This is a genomic window from Azospirillum sp. TSH58 (assembly GCF_003119115.1).
Classification (GTDB): Bacteria; Pseudomonadota; Alphaproteobacteria; order Azospirillales; family Azospirillaceae; genus Azospirillum.
The window spans coordinates 1566582-1583947 of sequence record NZ_CP022364.1 but is presented as its reverse complement, the minus strand read 5'-3'; the positions used below and the strand labels follow the sequence as shown (position 1 = coordinate 1583947).

Here is a 17366-nt window from a genome sequence, read left to right as displayed (position 1 = left end):
GTCTCAGCGAGGTCCTTCTGCGGCGAACAGGGTATCGGCGGACAGCCAAAGGGCCGCCGGATGGCGGCGGGTCACGCTCAGGAAACGCGCGGTGAAGGCCCAGGTTTCGTCGTCCATCGCCAAATGATGAGTCAGCAGTCCGGTCGCCTCCGCCGCGTCCGCCGCGCCCAGCCGCCGGGCGCGCAGATGGGCGACCGCCATGCCCAGCGACTCCGCGTCGCCCAGGAAACGCTTGCCGTCCTTCCAAGCCACCGGGTCGATGTGTGTATTGACACACATCATGTTGACGGTTGACACACGTCGCGGCCCGAACACCGACAGGCCGGCGAAACCCGCCGCGGGCAGGCCCGCCGCGACGCCGGGGGCGATGCGGTTCCAGGGCGGCACCAGGACGGGCAGGGCGCGCGGCCCGAACAGGCGGTCCAGCACGTTCCGTCCCTCGGCCAGTTCGGCCAGCACGGCGGCGGCGGGCCGGGCCGCGCCAAGCTCCGCCTTCTTCGCGGGGAGAGCGGCGTGGTTGGCGTGCGACCAGCCGTGCTGAAGCACCGCGACGGCGGGGGCCGCGTCGGCAACGGGGGCGAGAGTGTCCTTGACGCCCGCCGGGATGACCGCCAGAGCCAGCGGCGCGCCGGTCTCGACGGACAGGGCGATCATCCGGTCAAGGTCGGGTGTCGGCTCGACGGCGTCGTCGTCGCGCCACCAGAGGGTGGCGGTGCGTCCGGCGGCGGCCCAGGCGTCCAACTCGGCAGCCAGTTCGTCCCAACCGGCGCGCGGCGGGCTGTCGGAAGGGGCGGTTGCGGTCACGGTCATCGCCTGTTCTGTTCCCTCTCCCTCTGGGGAGAGGGTTGGGGTGAGGGGGTTGCGCTTGTGCCGGACGTACCGCCTTGCGCACCCCCCTCACCCTCCCCTCTCCCCAGAGGGGAGAGGGTTAGAAGGACAGCGAACGCGGTGACCTCAGCATGGCCTCCGCACTGGAAAAATCCAAGCGTCTTGATTGGTTTAGCGCCGGTTGCCCAGACGATTGCCATGATGGGCGGCCACCGCGTCCAGCAGCAGCCGGGCGGTGGCGGCGGCGCCGTCCAGGCGCAGCGGGATGGCGGGCGGCGGGGGCAGGGCGAGCGCCCTGGCCACGCCCGCGGCCAGGGTGTCCGGGGTCAGGGTGGCCTCGTCGACCACGGCCAGCCGGCCCCGCTCCTCCAGCAGGCGGGCGCGGGTGGCCTGTTCCGTCTCGCTGCCTGCGGCGAAGGGGACGACCACCGCCCGGCAGCCGGCCTGGAGCAGGTCGAGCACGGTGTTGTAGCCGGCCTGGCTGATCGACAGGCGGCAGCGGCGGAGCAGGGCGGGGAAGTCGGGCCGCGCCCGTTCCACGACGGTGCCCGGCGGGGCATCGGCGGCGAGCGCGCGGACATCCGCCTCCGGCACGTCCGGCCCGGCCAGCAGGCGCCAGGGTGCGTCAAGTCCGGCGGGAGTTGACGCACGCACCGCCAGCGCCGCCCGCAGCAGCGGCAGGCCGACCGCCCCGCCGCCGACCGACACGACCACCTCGTCCGTTCCGTCCGCCGTTGCGGTGTCCGCGCCTTGCGGGGCCGCGACATAGCCGGTGTAGCGGACGCGGTCGGCGATCCGCGCGGCGGCGGGGAAGGTCGCCGCGAAGGGGATCAGCTCCGGGTCGCCATGGACCAGCACATGGTCGAACAGCCGCTCCACCGTCGAAACGGTTTCCTCCAGCCGCTCCGGCTTGGCCTTGGTCACCAGGATGTCGCGCACCGACGCGGCGGTGACCGCCCCGCCGGCCTTCGCGGCCTCCAGCAGCGGCAGAAGCTCGAACCGGAAGGCGCGGCGCCCGAAGGGGAAGGACTCGACCAGCAGCGCGTCGGGCCGCACGCGGTCGTGGGCTTCCAGAACCGCGGCGCGGCGCCGGGCGCGCCAGCCGTCGTCGATGGGCCGGCCGTGCTCGTCCAGCAGGGTCTTGAAGCTGCTGTCGGCGGCGCGGGCCGGGGGAAGCTGGACGATCTCCGCCGCCGCGCCGTAATCGATCCCCGGCACCGGATGCCCGCCGCGCAGCACCGTCACCGCGACGCCGGCCTCGGCCAGCCCGCGGGTGATCAGCGCGGCGCGCCGGTCATGGCCGATGCCCAGCAGATGCTGGACGTGGAAGAGAACACGCATGGGCCGTCCGGTCGCCGGAATTCACGTGGCCTGGGCGGCCAGGACTTCGCGCAGGCGCATGGTCGTCTGTTCCAGGCGGTGGGCCAGCGAGCGCATGATCTCCAGCCCCATTTGCGGGAAGTCGGCGATCATCTGGAGGAAATGGTCCTTCGGCACGCACAGCGCCTCCAGGTCGGTGCTGGCGCGGACCGTGGCGGTGCGCGGCACGTCGCACAGGATGGCGATCTCGCCGACGATCTCGTTCGACCCCAGCGTCGCGACGGCGAGCGGTCCGCCGGGGCCGGCGATGATCACCTCCGCCTCCCCGCGCAGCAGGATGTAGGCGCAGGTGCCCATCTCGTCCTGCTCGAACAGGATGTCGCCCGACCGGAAGCTCAACCGCTCGCTGGTGAAGGCGAGAAGCTTGAGCTTGGAAGTGTCGATGTTGGCGAACAGGGGAATCCTGCGCAGGCAATTGACTTCTTCGGCGATGCTCATGCCGTCTGCCTCCTCAACGCCGCCGGCTTTATTCGGCGGATATCAATTCATGCAACAACGTACCGGGCTTGTTCAACTCGTCGAAGCGGCCATGCTCGGCGATTCGACCGTCCTTCATCACAATGACTCGCTCGAACGCCCGTGCCAAGCCGGCTCGCTGCAGAACCCACACAAGACCACATCCCTTGCGTTCCCCGAGGATCGCGGAATGCACCTTGCTCTGGCTGCTGGTGTCCAGGCCGCTCGTCGCCTCGCTCAGCACCAGCAGGTCCGGGCGCTTCAGCAGGGCGCGGGCCAGCGCCGCCTTCTGGCGCTGCGCGGCGGACAGGCGCGACCCCGCCACCCCCACCTGATGGTCCAGTCCGACCTCCACGATGGTGTCGCGCAGGTGAAGCTGGTCCACCAGCTCCGCCACGATGCGGCCCACCTTGGATTGCACCTGCGCCTGCCCGTAGACCATCTTGCCGAACAGGATGTTGTCCTGGATGCTGGCCGCCGCGTTGTAGGCATCCGGGTCGAAGAAGGCGACGGCGTGCTTCAGGTCGGCCGGCAGGTCGCTGGCGAAGAGATGCCGCGCCTGCAGCAGCTTCTTTTCCAGGTCCGGGGTCATCAGGCCCAGACGGTGGCGGGCGCCGATCAGCTTGAAGGGCAGGGTCATCAGCCGCGTCCGTTCCTCCGGCCGCAGCACCCCCAGCCCTTCCTTCGCGGTGCGCGCCAGGATGGCCTGGTACTCCGGCAGCTCGGCGAAGCCGATGAAGGAGAACCGCTCGAAGAACTCGTGGCCGGGCGGCAGGCCGGCGAACAGCTCGACCATGGTCTCCGCCACCTTGTGGCCGGTCTCCAGGATGGTGTCGGTCAGCCCCACCTTGTCCAGCACATGCAACATATAGGGATTGGAGGCCAGCGCGTCAGTCTGGAAGATCGGACCGACCGGCGTGCCGAACAGCAGATTTTCCGCCAGCGTGGCGTTCATGGTGTAGCGGTCGGGGTCGAAGCGCTCCACCAGCCGTCCCAGATCCGGGTTGTTCAGCATCATGGCGCGCATGGCGTCGCGCGCCTCCATCACGCGGGCGGCCACGTCGGGGCGCCGCTCCGGATCGACGGTGCGGTTGAGACCCATCCCGTAGACGTCGTCCTGAAGGGAGACCATCGTCACCACGCGCAGGATGCGCGCCTTCAGATCCTCCGGCCCGTCGCAGCCGGCGGCGGCGTAGTCGATCCAGTCGGCGTGCACGTCGTCGGTGGCGTTGCCGGACAGCACCGACTCGGTCATCCGGTTCTTGCGCCGCTCCGCCGCCTCCTCACTCTCGCCGTTCTCGCGCAGCGGGCGGTGGCGCAGCCCGTAGACGAGATTTTCGTAGAGCGAGGCCGAGAACAGGTAGGGGGAGGCCCCGACATAGGCGGCGCGCCGCCCGGTGACGCTTTCCGGCAGTTCCGCGTAATCATGCTCGCCCAGCCGGATCTGGCCCGACGAAGGCAGCAGCACGCGCGCGGCGAGCTGCGCCAGCTCGTCCCGCCCCGAGCCGACGCCGATCAGCGCGGTGTGGCCGTCCAGCGGGATGTCGCAGGTCACCCCCTCCAGGATGGGCGAGCCGCCGTCCTCCCCGAACCCGACGTTGCGGAAGGACAGGCTGCCCGTGAAGGGAACGTCCTCCTCCTCGCGCAGCAGGCGTTCGGCCAGCAGGTCGGGGACGTGGAACTGCTCCACCACCTGCTCGTACTTGATCCGGTTGTCCTCCTTCTGCTGGTACCAGTCGAGGAGTTCCTTCCAAGGAGCGGCCAAGTCCTTGTAGGCGGCCAGCACCGCGACCAGCGCGCCGAAGGAGAGTTGGCCGTGGATCACCAGATATCCGCCGATCGAATAGAAGAAGAACGGGGTGAGCTGGTTTATGAAATTGTTCAGGAATTTGACAAAAAACTTTCTTTGGTAAATCTCGAAGCGGATGCGGTACACGTCACCCAGGCGGTGGCTGAGGTCGGCGAGATGCCACGACGCCGTGTTGTGGGTGTGGACCTCCTGGATGCCGGACACCGTCTCGCCGATGCGGTCGGCGATCTGGCGCATGGCACGTACGCGCTGTTTGCCAAGCTGATTGACCTTGCGCTGAAGCCGTGGGATGAGCCAGCCTTGGAACGGGTACAGCGACACCGCCGCTGCCCCCAGCACCGGGTCCTGGACGAAGATGAAGGCGATGTAGACCAGCAGGGTGCCGCCCTGGAACACCGGGATGGCGATGGCGTCCCCGATGAAGCCGCCCAGCGGTTCCACCTCGGCCGTGATCATGGGGATGATCTCCCCGGACGACATCTTGCGGAAGCGGGGCAGGGGGAAGCGCAGGACGCGCACGTACAGCTCGTACCGCAGGCGGCGCAGCATCCGCTCGCCCAGGCGGCCCTTGTAGGTGTTTATGACATACTTGAACGCGCCGTTGACCAGCACCAAAGTCAGGAACAGTCCGCATAGGACGAACAGGTAAGTCACCTGATCGAGATGGAATCCGAGGAAGGACTCAGGCAGCTTCTTCCCGGCAATCGCCTCGTTGACGATCCGCTTCGGCAGGTCGAGCGAGGCATAAAGGAAGGGGAAGGACGCCAGGGTCATCAGGGTCAGCATGATCTGCTGACGGACGCTGTGCCGAAGGATGAATCGGAAAATGCTGGATTCCATAGCGCCAATCTACGCAAGGGGACGCCGGTGCCGGGAGCGGGCAGACACCTTACCCCCTCTGCCGCCTGGCCGCTGAGGATATGGTGAGCCCGCAAGCGGTCCGCCGCCATCCCGGCGGCGGCACGGCGCACACCCGTTCATCGGCCAAGCCGCGGCCGGACACAAGAGGCCAATCGGGAGAGGTAGGAAGTCTATGAGCGAACGTCCGACCTCGGGCCGCGTGCTCATCTACAGCCATGACACGTTCGGCCTCGGCCATCTTCGCCGCTGCCGGGCCATCGCTCATGCGCTGGTGGAGCGCTACGGCAACCTGTCCGTGCTGATCCTGTCCGGCTCGCCGATCGTCGGCAGCTTCGACTTCCGCACGCGGGTGGACTTCGTGCGCATCCCCGGCGTCATCAAGCTGCGCAACGGCGAATACACGGCGCTGAACCTGCATCTGGACATCGACGAGATCCTGTCCATGCGGGCCTCGCTGATCCGCCACACGGCGGAGATCTACCAGCCCGACCTGTTCATCGTTGACAAGGAACCGCTCGGCCTGCGCGGCGAGGTGCGGGAGACGCTGGAGCTTCTGAAGGGCCGCGGCGTGCCGCTGGTGCTCGGCCTGCGCGACGTGATGGACGAGCCGGCCCTGCTCGCCCCGGAGTGGGAGCGCAAGAAGGTCCTGCCGGCGCTGGAAAACCTGTACGACGAGATCTGGGCCTACGGCCTGCCGCAGATCTGCGACCCGCTGGAGGGGATCGAGGTCCCGCAGTCGGTGCGCGACAAGATGGTCTACACCGGCTACCTGCACCGCACCGTGCCCCCGGCGGTCCCGCACGGCCCCGGCCTGCCGGACGAGCCCTACATCCTGGTCACCCCCGGCGGCGGCGGCGACGGCGAGGCGCTGGTCGACTGGGTGCTGCGCGCCTACGAGAGCGATCCCGGCATCCCCTACCGCGCCGTCCTGGTGTTCGGCCCCTTCATGCAGCCGGACCTCCAGGCCGAGTTCCTGGCCCGGGCGGAGGCCCTGCCCAACGTCGAGGCCACCGCCTTCGAGGCGCGGATCGAGCGGCTGATGCAGGGGGCGGTGGGGGTGGTCGCCATGGGCGGCTACAACACCTTTTGCGAGATCCTGTCCTTCGACAAGAAGGCGCTGATCGTCCCGCGCGAGGTGCCGCGGCGCGAGCAGACCATCCGCGCCGCCCGCGCGCAGGAACTGGGTCTGGTCTCCGTCCTGATGGACGACGGCGTGCGCGACGCCGCGGCGATGGCGGCGGCGCTGCGCCGGCTGCCCTGGCAGGCCCCGCCCTCCTCGGTGGTGGTGCCGGGCCTGCTCGGCGGTCTGGAGAGCGTCAACCGCCTGTCGGCGCGCTACCTGCCGGATTCGGCCTCGGCTCCGGCCCTGGGGCCGTCGCAGTCCCCTTGCGCGCCCGAACGCCGGATGGCCGCCGGGGACGCCGCGTGACCGTTGCCGTCATCGTCAAGGGCTGGCCCCGCCTGTCGGAAACCTTCATCGCGCAGGAGATCCTGGGGCTGGAGCGGCGGGGGTTGCGTCAACTGATCGTCAGTCTGCGTCAACCGACCGACAAGGCGGTGCACGAGCTGAACCGCCGCGTCACCGCCCCGGTGACCTATCTGCCCGAATATCTGCACGACGCGCCCGGCCGCGTGCTGCGCGCCCTGGCCGCGGCGCGGCGCCGTCCCGGCTGGCCGGCGGCGCGGGCCGCCTGGCTGGCCGACCTGCGGCGCGACCCCAGCCGCAACCGCGTGCGCCGCTTCGGCCAGGCCTGCGTGCTGGCGGCGGAGCTGCCGGCGGACGTCACTTGGCTGCACACCCATTTCCTGCACACCCCGGCCAGCGTCGCGCGCTACGCCGCGCTGCTGACCGGCCTGCCCTGGAGCTTCTCGGCCCACGCCAAGGACATCTGGACCTCCCCCGACTGGGACCTGCGGGACAAGCTGGCCGAGGCGCGCTGGGGCGTCACCTGCACCGCGCTCGGCCTCGCCCGCCTGCGCGCCCTGGCGCCGGAGCCGGACCGGGTGGAGCTGCTCTACCACGGCCTGGACTTCAGCCGCTTCCCCGACCCGCCGGACGCGCGCCCGGCGCGCGACGGGTCCGATCCGGCCGACCCGGTGCGGCTTCTGTCGGTCGGGCGGGCGGTGGAGAAGAAGGGCTTCGACCTGCTGCTCGACGCGCTGGCCCGCCTGCCCGCCGGGCTGCACTGGCGCTGGACCCACATCGGCGGCGGCGACCGGCTGCCCGCGCTGAAGGCGCAGGCGGCGGCGCTGGGGCTGGACGGACGGATCGACTGGCAGGGGGCGAAGGCCCAGGACGCGGTGATCGCCCAGTACCGCCGCGCCGACCTGTTCGTCCTGCCCTGCCGCACCGCGCGCGACGGCGACCGCGACGGGCTGCCCAACGTGCTGATGGAGGCGCAGAGCCAGGGGCTGGCCTGCCTGTCCACCCGCGCCGCCGCGGTGGCGGAGCTGATCGAGGACGGCGTCACCGGCACGCTCGTGGAGCCGGAGAACCCCGCCGCGCTGGCCGGCGCGCTCGAGTCGCTGCTCCGCGACCCGGCCCGCCGCGCGGCGCTGGGGGCGGCGGGTGCCGCGCGGGTGCGGCGCGACTTCGGCAGCGACTCGGGCATCGACCGGCTGCACGAGTGTTTCACAACTGAAAATAGCGAGACGTTTCTTCCATCCTTCGGAGGATGCTGTGCATTGCACGGCGGCTGACGACGGGATAGAGTGCGGCTTTGCTCCACCTTTGCGACGTCATGTCGAGTCTGTACAGCTCTTCCGAACCGGACACCCTTTCCTTTATCGACTTCGACGACGACAGGGACGCCGTGGCCACCAGCCACGAGCTGTCGCTGACGCGCAGCAAGCTGGGCGACATGCTCGACCTGCTGCCCGCCGGGCTGCTGATCCATCAGGAAATGGGCATCGTCTTCGCCAACCAGGAAGCCGCGCGCATCCTGGGCCAGAGCGGCGACGCCCTGGTCGGGCGCCATTTCCTGGACTTCGTCGAGGAATCGGGCATCGACGACCAGCGGGACGCCTTCCTGCGCTGCCTGCGCAAGCGGGAGCTGGTGCGGTCCCAGGACGGGGTGATGATGTCCGCCGACGGGCAGCGCACCTGCGTCCAGGTCAGCATGTCGCCCCTGCCCTGGGACGGGCTGCCGGTCATCTACGTCCTGATCAACGACGTGACGGCGCTGAAGGAGTCGGAGGAGCGGCTGCGCCGGCTCTCGATCACCGACTCCCTGACCGGCGTGTCCAACCGCCGCCACTTCGTCGAGGCGGCGGAGCAGGAGCTGGCCCGCGCCCGCCGCTATGGCCGGCCGGTCACCCTGCTGATGCTCGACCTCGACCATTTCAAGAGCATCAACGACACCCACGGCCACGCGGTGGGGGACGAGGCGCTGCGCGCCTTCACCGCCGCCAGCCGCGCCCTGCTGCGGGAGAACGACCTGCTGGGCCGCACCGGCGGCGAGGAGTTCGCCATCCTGCTGCCGGAGACCGACATCGCCGGGGCGCGCATGGTGGCCGAGCGCATCCGCCGCCGCACGGCGGAACTCGCCGTCCCGGCGGGGGACGAGACGGTGCGCTTCACCGTGTCGATCGGCGTGGCCTGCTGCGCGGCCGGGACGCGCGATGTGGACGCCATGCTGTCCAGCGCGGACGAGGCGCTGTACCGCGCCAAGGCCGCCGGGCGGAACCGGGTCGTCTGCGCGCGGGAACCGACCCCGTTCTGAGCGTCCTGTCCATCATGACCCCGGGGCCGCGATGCGCATCGCCTTCTACGCCCCGCTGAAATCCCCGACCCACCCGGTGCCCTCGGGCGACCGGCGCATGGCCCGGCTGCTGATGGCCGCGCTGGAGGGGGCCGGGCACGCGGTGACCCTGGCCAGCACCCTGCGCAGCTGGGACGACGGGCGCCGTCCGGGCCGGGCGGAGCGTCTGGCCGCGCTGGGCGCGCGCTGCGCCGACCGCCTGACGGCGCGCTGGCGGGACGACCCGCCGGACCTCTGGTTCACCTACCACCTGTACCACAAGGCGCCGGACTGGATCGGCCCGGCGGTCAGCCGCCGCTTCGGCATCCCCTATGTGGTGGCGGAGGCGTCCTTCGCGGCCAAGCGCGCCACCGGCCCCTTCGCCGCCGGCCACCGCGCCGCCGAGGCGGCGATCCGGCAGGCCGCCGCCGTCGTCACCCTCGCCGGCCACGACGCGGAGGGGGTGCTGCCGCTGCTGCAATCGCCGGACCGGCTGGTGCGGCTGCGGCCCTTCCTCGACACGCGTCCCTTCGCGGCGGCCGCCGCGGAGCGCGACCGGCACCGGGCGGAATTGGCGGCGCGTTACGGCCTGAACCCGGACGTCCCGTGGCTGCTGGCGGTCGGCATGATGCGCGGCGGCGACAAGGAACGCTCCTACGAGATTCTGGCCCAAGCCCTCTCTCCCTCCCCCGCCCAGCGGGGGAGGGCCGGGGTGGGGGCGAGTCCGCATCTGCTGATCGCCGGCGACGGTCCCGCGCGTTCCCGGATCGAGGCGCTGTTCGGGGGAGGCGCGCTTGCCCCCACCCCGACCCTCCCCCGCTTCGCAGGGGAGGGAGTCTTGTTCCTCGGCCAGCAAAGCTCTTCCGCCCTCACCGCCCTCTACGCCGCCGCCGACCTGCTGGTCTGGCCGGCGGTGAACGAGGCCTACGGGATGGCCCTGCTGGAAGCCCAGGCCGCCGGGCTGCCGGTGGTGGCGGGGCGGACCGGGGGAGTGCCGGACGTGGTGCGCGACGGGGTGACCGGCCTGCTGCCGCCGGTGAGCGACGCGGAGGCCTTCGCCGCCGCGGTCCGGGCGCTGCTCGACGACCCCGGGAAACGCCGCCGCTTCGGCGAGGCCGCGCGCCGCATCGCCGCGGCCGAGCACGATCTGAGCAACGCGGTGGCGGTTCTGGACGGAGTCGTCCGGCGCGCCGCGCGGAAAGGGACCCCATGACCGACCTCATCATCCTGCGCCACGGGCCGACCGCCTGGAACGCCGCGCACCGCCTCCAGGGCGGCATCGACGAGCCGCTCTCCGACGAGGGCCGCGCCCGAGTCGCGACCTGGAGGCTGCCGCCGGACGTGCTGGGCCACCGCTGGGTCGCCAGCCCGAAGCGGCGGGCCTGGGAGACGGCCCGGCTGCTCGGCCTCGACCCGGCGCCGGAACCGCGTCTGGTGGAGATGAGCTGGGGCGCGTGGGAAGGCCGCCTGCTGGAGGAGTTGCGGTCGAGCGGCGCCCTGACCGCGGACCGCGAGCGCATGGGCCTCGACTTCCGGGCGCCGGGCGGGGAGAGCCCGCGCGACGTGCAGGCGCGGCTGATCCCCTGGCTGGCCGAGGTGGGCGCGCGGGGCGTGCCGACCGGGGCGGTGGCCCACAACGGGGTGATGCGGGCGCTCTACGCGCTGGCCACCGGCTGGGACATGGTGGGCAAGCCCGCCCATCGCCTGACCGACGGCTGCGCCCACCGCTTCCGGGTCGCGGAGGACGGGACGCCGTCGGTCGTGGCGATGAACGTGCCTCTGACGGAGCGGTGACCCGGCGGATCACATGTCCGGATCACGGGGCCAGTTCACACGTCCAGATCAAACGGCCAGATCGACCATCACCGGAACATGGTCGGACGGCTTGGGCTCCCAGCCGCGGGCCTCGCGCAGGATGCGGTGGCCGGTCAGCGCGTCCTTCAGCGGCGGGGTGACCCAGATGTGGTCCAGGCGCCGGCCGCGGTCGGAGGCCGCCCAGTCCTTCGCGCGGTAGCTCCACCAGGTGTAGAGCTTTTCCGTGGGCGGAACGAAATGGCGCACCGCGTCCACCCAGCCGATGGACGCCTGCATCGCCGTCAGCTTCGCCACCTCCACCGGGGTGTGGGAGACGATCTTCAGAAGCTCCTTGTGGCTCCAGACGTCGTTCTCCAGCGGTGCGATGTTCAGGTCGCCGACCATGACCATCCGGCGGTCCGGGCTGCGCCGGGTCGTCCACCACTCGGTCATTTCGTCCACGAACTGAAGCTTGTGGGCGAACTTGTCGTTCTGTTCCGGGTCCGGAATGTCTCCGCCCGCCGGGATGTAGACGCTGTGCAGCTCGATCCCGCCGGGCAGTTCGGCGAAGACGTGGCGGCAGTCCTGCTTGCCGCACCAGTGCTGCACGTCGCGCGACGCGAAGGGCAGCTTCGACAGGATGGCGACGCCGTTGTAGCTCTTCATCCCGTGGATGTGGGCGTGGACGTATCCCTTCTCGGCCAGCGGGGCCATGGGGAAGTCGGTGTCGACGACCTTGGTCTCCTGAAGGCAGATGACGTCCGGCTGCGCCTCGTCGATGAGGCGCAGCAGCAGGTCCATCCGCATGCGGACGGAGTTGATGTTCCAGGTGGCGATGCGCATCGTCCGGTGATCCGTAATGGCGACGTCAGGCGATGGTGACGGCGATGGCGCCGACGCCCTCGACCGCGCCCTCCAGCCGGTCGCCGGCCACCACCGGGCCGACGCCCTCCGGCGTGCCGGTGTAGATCAGGTCGCCCGGCTGAAGCTCGACCAGGCCGGACAGGTAGGCGATGGTCTCGGACACCGACCAGATCAGGTCCGACAGGTCGCCCTTCTGGCGCAGTTCGCCGTTGACCGACAGCGTCACCGCCCCCTTGTCGGGGTGGCCGATGTCGGCGGCGCGGCGCAGCGTGCCGCAGGGGGCGGACTGGTCGAAGCCCTTGCCCATGTCCCAGGGCTTGCCTTCCTTCTTCGCCGCGTTCTGCAGGTCGCGGCGGGTCATGTCCAGCCCCACGCCATAGCCGTAGACATGGTCCAGCGCGCGCTCCACCGGGATGTCGCGCCCGCCGGTGCCGATCGCCACGACCAGCTCGATCTCGTGGTGCAGGTTGGCCGTCCTGGGCGGGTAGGGGATGGCGGTGCCGTCGGCGACGATGGCGTCGGCGGGCTTCATGAAGAAGAACGGCGGCTCGCGGTCCGGATCGGCGCCCATCTCGCGCGCGTGGGCGGCGTAGTTGCGGCCGACGCAGTAGATGCGGCGGACCGGGAACGGATCGCCGCCGGCGACCGGAACGGTGGGCTGGGGCCACAGGGGAATGGCGTAGGCCATGGCGCGCCTTTCTTTCGGAGGGGGTGCGGTTCGGGCAACCACCCTACCGGAAAGAGCCCCAGAAAAAAGCCCCAGCCGTTGGGCCGGGGCTTTGGCGCGAAGACGCCCGGCCTGGGGGGGACCGGGCGTCGGAAGCTCCGTTTTTGGAACCCGTCTGCGGCAGGGGAATGAACCGTCGGCGGGCAACCGCGCCGGCATGCCTGTTTCCGGGGGGTCCGGGGTCAGGAGCGCGATCACTTCATAGGGCTAGAGGTGGAGCCGCTTCCGGGTGGAACCAATGCGTAACGGGAATGGGTGCTATGCATTCGGAGCGGATTGTGTGGTTCTTGCTGACAAAATCGGCACCTGCCTGCATTTTACACGACCAATAGACCAGTCAATAAACGACGGCTTTCACGTTGACCGACATCGACCGCCCCACCCCCTCGGACCGGCGCACCCGCCAGCGTCCGAGCAAGACCGGAAAGATGGCCCTCGGCCCTCTGCCGGAGCTCGTCGGCTACAATCTGCGCAAGGCGCAGGTGGCCGTGTTCCAGAGCTTCCAGAACGCCGTGGCGCCCCACGACATGACGCCGGGACAGTTCGGCGTCCTGATCATGATCAAGGAGAACGAGGGCTTGTCGCAGTCCGACCTGGGCTCGGCGGTGGGCATCGACCGTTCGACCATGGTCGCGGTCATCGACCGGCTCGAGTCGCGCGGTCTGGTCATCCGGGCGCCCTCGCCCAACGACCGCCGCTCCTACGCGCTCCGCCTGTCCCCGGAAGGGGAGAAGCTGCTGGACGAGCTGATTCCGCGCATCCAGGCCCATGACAAGGCCATGGTGAAGGATCTCTCGGCCGAGGAGCAGGCGCAGCTCATCGACTTCCTCCGCCGCATCTCGCGGGCCGGCTGACGCCGATGGGTTGAGGGCGGCGTGCCCAATTCCTGGGCACGCGGCACCCGCCAATTGTTGACCTGATCTATTGTCCTGAAATCATATTTTCAGGAAAGGCGCCGCCGCGCCCGGTCGGCGGCGGCGCTTCCGAAGGCGCGCAGGATCGCCGCCGACAGCGGGTTCTCCCAGAACCGCCATTCCGGGTGCCACTGCACGGCCAGCGCGAAGGCCGGCGCCCCCGCCACCCGCACCGCCTCGACCAGCCCGTCCTCGGCCATCGCCTCCACGATCAGCCCGTCGGCCAGCCGGTCGATCCCTTGCACGTGCAGGGAATTGACGGTCACCGCCGCCTCGCCGCCGGCCAGCCTCTCCAGCACGCCGCCGGGGGTCAGCCGCACGCTGTGCGACGGCCCGTACTGCACGGCCAGCGGCGCCTCCTTGTCCTCGCGGTGGTTGGCGTAGCCCGGCACCTCGTGCACCCGCTGGTGCAGCGTGCCGCCCAGCGCCACGTTCAGCTCCTGGAAGCCGCGGCAGATGCCAAGAAGCGGCACGCCCATCTCCAGCGCGGCGCGGATCAGCGGCAGGGTGGTGTCGTCGCGCTCCGGATCGTGCATGGTGCCCGGCTCGCTGGGCGCCCCGCCGTAGCGGTGCGGCTCGACGTTCGACGGGCTTCCGGTGACCAGCAACCCGTCGAGCCGGCCGGCCACCTCGTCCATGTCCAGCGCCGTTCCCAGCGCCGGGATCAGCAGCGGCATGCCGCCGGCCCCGTCCGACACCGCGCGGACATACTTGTCGCCGACGACGTGGAAGGGATGCTCCCCCATCATGCGGGTGCAGGCGGGAACGCCGATCAGCGGCTTGCGGGTCATGGCGGGGACCTCCAGACAGGATTGCCAAACCGCTCCGGAAGGCGGCGGACAGGCGATTATGCGCCGCCGCCGCGCACCGCGCCAGAGGCCTGCCGCCAAGCACAAAGGAGATGCCGGGACAGAATTGTGTTGATTCGCATGCGAATTTGTCCCATATGCCCCCCTCCTCCGCGCCATCTGCGCGGAACATCTGCTGATGGGGGAGAACGATGGCGAAGACCGCTTCTCTCTTCCAATTGGGGATGGACTTGGGAAGCGATCCAAGGAAAGCCCAAACGGAAGGACAAATCTCCAACCGGACCAACGTGACTTCTGGTCCCTGGAAGGAATCCACAGACGACCGCAAGGATCATTTCATCGTCCGCGATGGCAAGGTCTGCGCCGGCACGCACCTGATCGTCGATCTGTGGGGCGCCGAACGTCTGGACGAGCTGGACCATGTCCGCTCCACGCTGATCGAGTCCGTGGAGGTGGCGGGGGCGACGCTCCTGCACATCCATCTGCATCATTTCACGCCGAACGGCGGCATCTCCGGCGTGGCGGTGCTCGCCGAGTCGCACATCAGCATCCACACCTGGCCGGAACGCGGCTACGCCGCGCTGGACATCTTCATGTGCGGCGACGCCCAGCCCATGAAGGCCATCCCGGTGCTGGAGCGCGCCTTCAAGCCCACGGGCGTGAAGTGCGACGAACTGCTGCGCGGCGAAACCGGGTCATGAGCGACTCCGGCTCCGGCTGGTACGACGAGACGCTGCACAAGGACGTGGCCCAGCGCCTGCGCATGGGCCGCGTCCTGCACCGCGATCGCACCGGCCTCCAGGACCTGGTGATCTTCGAGAACCCGGTCCTGGGCCGCGTGATGGCGCTCGACGGCGTCGTCCAGACCACCGAGGGCGACGAGTTCGTCTATCACGAGATGCTGACCCATGTGCCGATCCTGGCGCATGGGCGTGTCCGCCGCGTGCTGATCGTCGGCGGCGGCGACGGCGGCATGCTGCGCCGCTGCCTGGAGCACAAGGCGGTGGAGCGGGTGACGATGGTGGAGATCGACCGCTCGGTGGTCGACCTGTCCATCGCCCATCTGCCGTCGATCAGCGCCGGCGCCTTCGACGATCCGCGCACCGATCTGGTGATCGCCGACGGCTGCGCCTTCGTAAAAAATAAGGGCGTCAAGGAGACCACGGAGCGGTTCGACGTCATCATCGTCGATTCCACCGACCCCCACGGGCCGGGCGCCGTCCTCTTCACCGAGGCGTTCTACGCCGACTGCAAGGCGCGGCTGACCCCCGGCGGCGTGCTGGTCACCCAGAACGGCGTGCCCTTCCTCCAGCCGGGCGAGCTGAAGGACAGCCACCGGCGGCTCGGCCGGCTGTTCGGGGACGCGAGTTTCTTCGTGGCACCGGTGCCCAGCTACTACGGCGGCTTCATGGCCTTCGGCTGGGCGACCGACGACGCGGCGCTGCGCCGCCAGACGGCGGAGGCGATCCGTCCGCGCTTCGCCGCGGCGGGGCTGGCCACCCGCTACTACACGCCCGACATCCACGTCGCCAGCTTCGCCCTGCCGGCCTTCATGCTGGACGCGCTGAAGTAAGCCTGTCCCTGGGGCTCACGGCGGCTGGAACCCCGGCGGCTTGGCCGCCGCCGGGCAGGCGTTGGCGGGCAGGGTTTCCGAGTCCACGAACTGGGTGGCGGCGGCGACGGCGCAGTCGTCCGACGCGGTGACCAGATGGCCGGCGCTGCGGAAGACCAGATGCCGGCTTTTCGGCAGGGTCGCCGCGGCGCGCTCCGCCCAGTCCGGCGGGGTCAGCGGGTCGTAGGCGCCGGACAGCAGGAGCACCGGCACCGCGCTGGCCACCGGCAGCCGCTCCGACGCCTCCTGCGCGGCGGCGGGCCATTGGGCGCAGACGCGCCGGCCGGGATCGTCGGCGGTGACGGCCCCGTAGGGGGCGAAGCGGCGCGCGGCGTCGGCCAGCCGCAGCGGGTCGGCGGGGTTCACCGTCTCCCGGCATTCGATGGAGAACGCCATGCCCTCCGCCGAGTCGGGGTCGCCCAGCCAGGGGGCGGGCACCCAGTCGGTCAGGCGGTCGTAGCGCCCGCGCCACGCCCGTTCGATCAGCGCGGGCAGGCGGGGCACGCTCTCGCCCTCGGCCATCGCCTCCAGCAGGGCCGACAGGGCGGCGGCGCTGTCCATGCGCGCCCAGCGCGGAATCTCCGGATCGCCCACCGGCACGTCGACCGGGGCCTTGCCCAGCCGCTCCACCAGCTCCAGAAGATGGCGCTCCAGGTCCGGATAGGCGGCGCGGCACACGCGGTTGGCCGCGCAGTCGTCGAACAGCCGCCGGAACGCCCGGTGCACCAGCCAGGGCGCCTCCTCCGTCGCGTTGACGTCGGGCGGGTAGATGGAATCGAGCACCGCCGTGCGCACCCGCCCGCCATGGCGCCGCAGGATCTCCAACGCCACCCGCGTGCCGTAGGACACGGCGAACAGATTGACCCGCTGCGCGCCCAGCGCCGCGGCGACGTCCATGGCGTCGTCGGCGGCGATGGGGGTGGTGAACATGGCGCCGTCCAGCCCGTTGGCGGTGAAGCGGTCGCGGCAGGCGGCGATGGCCGTGCGCTCCAGCGCGGCGCGGCGGTCCCGCGACACCGGGCGCAGGCGGGGCGAGGCGCCCAGCACGTCCAGTTCCGGGCAGTCGGTGTCCGGCTCGGCCCGCCCGGCGCCGCGCGGGTCGAACAGAACGACGTGGCGCGACCGGCGGAAGCCGGCGGTCAGCGACCACCACACCTCCATCCGCTCCTCCACCGCCTCGCCGCTGCCGAAGGGGGAGGCGCCGGGGCCGCCCTCCAGGAACAGGACGGGGTCGGGGGACGGCTGCTTGGCGGTGGAGAGCAGGACGACGACCGGCAGGCGGAAGGCCCGCGCCGCCGGCCGGTCGCGCCGGTCGGGCACGCCGACGGTCCCGCACAGCGCGGCCTCGCCCTCCGGCACGGAGAACCAGCAGGGGCCGGGCACGAAGCGGGGGTCGGCCTGGGCCGGCACCGGAGCCAGCGCCACCGCCAGCAGGGCGGCGGCCAGGGTCCCGAACCACCGATGATGGGCGCGTCTCGTCACGCGGGTCGATCGTCCTCAGCAGCGAAAGGGCGGGCGGGGATCGGCCGGGCGATGGCCCTTCCAGCGGTCCCACCACTTTTGATGCTTTC

General features: G+C 70.7%; 16 protein-coding genes. 8 read left to right on the top strand and 8 right to left on the bottom strand.

Annotated elements, in window-relative coordinates; genetic code table 11:
* Positions 1 to 3: 3 nt before the first annotated feature.
* The 4 genes from TSH58p_RS10990 to TSH58p_RS10975 form a co-directional block, all read right to left on the bottom strand.
* A complete protein-coding gene (locus tag TSH58p_RS10990; protein ID WP_247874026.1) occupies positions 4 to 810 on the bottom strand; it encodes a polysaccharide deacetylase family protein in 807 nt (268 codons plus the stop codon).
* Positions 811 to 999: 189 nt separating this feature from the next.
* Entirely contained in the window at positions 1000 to 2169 is a 1170-nt protein-coding gene (locus TSH58p_RS10985; RefSeq protein ID WP_109069920.1) for a glycosyltransferase family protein, read from the bottom strand.
* A 21-nt stretch (positions 2170 to 2190) separates the two neighbouring features.
* Positions 2191 to 2646, bottom strand: coding sequence for a cyclic nucleotide-binding domain-containing protein (locus TSH58p_RS10980; protein WP_109069919.1), 456 nt, complete (start codon positions 2644 to 2646; stop codon positions 2191 to 2193).
* A gap of 28 nt (positions 2647 to 2674) precedes the next feature.
* Positions 2675 to 5314: an ABC transporter ATP-binding protein gene (locus TSH58p_RS10975; RefSeq protein WP_109069918.1), complete on the bottom strand. Its 2640-nt coding sequence runs from the start codon at positions 5312 to 5314 to the stop codon at positions 2675 to 2677.
* A 193-nt stretch (positions 5315 to 5507) separates the two neighbouring features.
* Here TSH58p_RS10975 and TSH58p_RS10970 point away from each other — a divergent pair, with 193 nt between their 5' ends.
* The 5 genes from TSH58p_RS10970 (at position 5508) to TSH58p_RS10950 (ending at position 10869) form a co-directional block, all read left to right on the top strand.
* Positions 5508 to 6764: a glycosyltransferase family protein gene (locus tag TSH58p_RS10970; protein WP_109069917.1), complete on the top strand. Its 1257-nt coding sequence runs from the start codon at positions 5508 to 5510 to the stop codon at positions 6762 to 6764.
* Positions 6761 to 8035 carry a glycosyltransferase gene (locus tag TSH58p_RS10965; RefSeq protein ID WP_109069916.1) on the top strand — a complete coding sequence of 425 codons (1275 nt, stop codon included), beginning with the start codon at positions 6761 to 6763 and terminating at the stop codon, positions 8033 to 8035. Before TSH58p_RS10970 ends, TSH58p_RS10965 begins: the two co-directional genes overlap by 4 nt.
* A gap of 113 nt (positions 8036 to 8148) precedes the next feature.
* Positions 8149 to 9057 (top strand): sensor domain-containing diguanylate cyclase, encoded by a 909-nt coding sequence (locus TSH58p_RS10960; protein WP_162600034.1) that lies wholly within the window; start codon positions 8149 to 8151, stop codon positions 9055 to 9057.
* 31 nt (positions 9058 to 9088) lie between these two features.
* Positions 9089 to 10288 (top strand): glycosyltransferase family 4 protein, encoded by a 1200-nt coding sequence (locus TSH58p_RS10955; protein WP_109069914.1) that lies wholly within the window; start codon positions 9089 to 9091, stop codon positions 10286 to 10288.
* Positions 10285 to 10869, top strand: coding sequence for a histidine phosphatase family protein (locus tag TSH58p_RS10950; RefSeq protein ID WP_109069913.1), 585 nt, complete (start codon positions 10285 to 10287; stop codon positions 10867 to 10869). The genes TSH58p_RS10955 and TSH58p_RS10950 overlap by 4 nt, the downstream gene beginning before the upstream one ends.
* Positions 10870 to 10917: 48 nt before the next feature.
* Here the strand turns inward: TSH58p_RS10950 and xth are convergent, their stop codons facing one another.
* Both xth and TSH58p_RS10940 read right to left on the bottom strand, forming a co-directional pair.
* Positions 10918 to 11712 (bottom strand): exodeoxyribonuclease III, encoded by a 795-nt coding sequence (gene xth / locus TSH58p_RS10945; protein WP_109069912.1) that lies wholly within the window; start codon positions 11710 to 11712, stop codon positions 10918 to 10920.
* 25 nt (positions 11713 to 11737) lie between these two features.
* Complete coding sequence (locus tag TSH58p_RS10940; protein ID WP_109069911.1) at positions 11738 to 12421, bottom strand: fumarylacetoacetate hydrolase family protein; 684 nt, start codon at positions 12419 to 12421, stop codon at positions 11738 to 11740.
* Positions 12422 to 12819: 398 nt separating this feature from the next.
* Here TSH58p_RS10940 and TSH58p_RS10935 point away from each other — a divergent pair, with 398 nt between their 5' ends.
* The gene (locus tag TSH58p_RS10935) at positions 12820 to 13314 is read left to right on the top strand and encodes a MarR family winged helix-turn-helix transcriptional regulator (RefSeq protein WP_014238979.1); all 495 of its coding nucleotides are present in this window, start codon (positions 12820 to 12822) and stop codon (positions 13312 to 13314) included.
* An 89-nt stretch (positions 13315 to 13403) separates the two neighbouring features.
* On the opposite strand, the gene TSH58p_RS10930 is transcribed toward TSH58p_RS10935, so the two are convergent.
* A complete protein-coding gene (locus TSH58p_RS10930) occupies positions 13404 to 14165 on the bottom strand; it encodes a gamma-glutamyl-gamma-aminobutyrate hydrolase family protein (protein ID WP_109069910.1) in 762 nt (253 codons plus the stop codon).
* A gap of 209 nt (positions 14166 to 14374) precedes the next feature.
* Between TSH58p_RS10930 and speD the strand changes: the two genes are divergently transcribed.
* Positions 14375 to 14884, top strand: coding sequence for an adenosylmethionine decarboxylase (gene speD, locus TSH58p_RS10925; protein ID WP_109069909.1), 510 nt, complete (start codon positions 14375 to 14377; stop codon positions 14882 to 14884).
* Positions 14881 to 15756 carry a polyamine aminopropyltransferase gene (speE, locus tag TSH58p_RS10920; protein WP_109069908.1) on the top strand — a complete coding sequence of 292 codons (876 nt, stop codon included), beginning with the start codon at positions 14881 to 14883 and terminating at the stop codon, positions 15754 to 15756. Before speD ends, speE begins: the two co-directional genes overlap by 4 nt.
* A 15-nt stretch (positions 15757 to 15771) precedes the next feature.
* On the opposite strand, the gene TSH58p_RS10915 is transcribed toward speE, so the two are convergent.
* Complete coding sequence (locus TSH58p_RS10915; protein WP_109069907.1) at positions 15772 to 17277, bottom strand: alpha/beta hydrolase; 1506 nt, start codon at positions 17275 to 17277, stop codon at positions 15772 to 15774.
* Positions 17278 to 17366: the final 89 nt, after the last annotated feature.

Excerpts from the sequence above, each read along its gene's own strand:
- TSH58p_RS10955 (WP_109069914.1), top strand. The coding sequence starts at position 9,089 with ATGCGCATCGCCTTCTACGCCCCGCTGAAATCCCCGACCCACCCGGTG.
- TSH58p_RS10980 (WP_109069919.1), bottom strand. The coding sequence starts at position 2,646 with ATGAGCATCGCCGAAGAAGTCAATTGCCTGCGCAGGATTCCCCTGTTC.
- speE (WP_109069908.1), top strand. The coding sequence starts at position 14,881 with ATGAGCGACTCCGGCTCCGGCTGGTACGACGAGACGCTGCACAAGGAC.
- xth (WP_109069912.1), bottom strand. The coding sequence starts at position 11,712 with ATGCGCATCGCCACCTGGAACATCAACTCCGTCCGCATGCGGATGGAC.
- TSH58p_RS10975 (WP_109069918.1), bottom strand. The coding sequence starts at position 5,314 with ATGGAATCCAGCATTTTCCGATTCATCCTTCGGCACAGCGTCCGTCAG.
- speD (WP_109069909.1), top strand. The coding sequence starts at position 14,375 with ATGGCGAAGACCGCTTCTCTCTTCCAATTGGGGATGGACTTGGGAAGC.
- TSH58p_RS10950 (WP_109069913.1), top strand. The coding sequence starts at position 10,285 with ATGACCGACCTCATCATCCTGCGCCACGGGCCGACCGCCTGGAACGCC.
- TSH58p_RS10990 (WP_247874026.1), bottom strand. The coding sequence starts at position 810 with ATGACCGTGACCGCAACCGCCCCTTCCGACAGCCCGCCGCGCGCCGGT.
- TSH58p_RS10940 (WP_109069911.1), bottom strand. The coding sequence starts at position 12,421 with ATGGCCTACGCCATTCCCCTGTGGCCCCAGCCCACCGTTCCGGTCGCC.
- TSH58p_RS10930 (WP_109069910.1), bottom strand. The coding sequence starts at position 14,165 with ATGACCCGCAAGCCGCTGATCGGCGTTCCCGCCTGCACCCGCATGATG.
- TSH58p_RS10970 (WP_109069917.1), top strand. The coding sequence starts at position 5,508 with ATGAGCGAACGTCCGACCTCGGGCCGCGTGCTCATCTACAGCCATGAC.
- TSH58p_RS10985 (WP_109069920.1), bottom strand. The coding sequence starts at position 2,169 with ATGCGTGTTCTCTTCCACGTCCAGCATCTGCTGGGCATCGGCCATGAC.